This is a genomic window from Paraburkholderia sp. SIMBA_030, assembly GCF_046535245.1.
Lineage (GTDB): Bacteria > Pseudomonadota > Gammaproteobacteria > Burkholderiales > Burkholderiaceae > Paraburkholderia.
This window is the reverse complement of record NZ_JAWRXB010000547.1, coordinates 1-272: the sequence shown is the minus strand read 5'-3', so window position 1 is coordinate 272 and position 272 is coordinate 1. Positions and strand designations below refer to the sequence as shown.

At 61.8% G+C, this 272-nt stretch carries 1 pseudogene; it reads right to left on the bottom strand.

The features are described 5' to 3' along the window. A pseudogene (glmU, locus tag SB772_RS41145) lies at nt 1-246 on the bottom strand (bifunctional UDP-N-acetylglucosamine diphosphorylase/glucosamine-1-phosphate N-acetyltransferase GlmU); the annotation flags it as partial. Nucleotides 247-272: the final 26 nt, after the last annotated feature.

Genomic DNA, 272 nt, shown 5'->3' with positions numbered 1-272 from the left:
GATCACCACGTCGTCTTCAATGACGACTTTGCCTTCGAGGATCACGTTGATGTCGATCAGCACATCGCGGCCAACGGTGACTTCGCCGCGCACATCGAAACGAGCCGGGTCGCGCAGGGTCACGCCTTGGGCCATCAAACGGCGGCCGGCGCGCAATTGATAGTGACGCTCGAGTTCGGAAAGTTGCTTGCGGTCGTTGGCGCCCTGCACTTCCATGGCGTCGTGCGGCTGCTCGGTGGCGACCACCAAACCATCGTTGACCGCCATGGCGA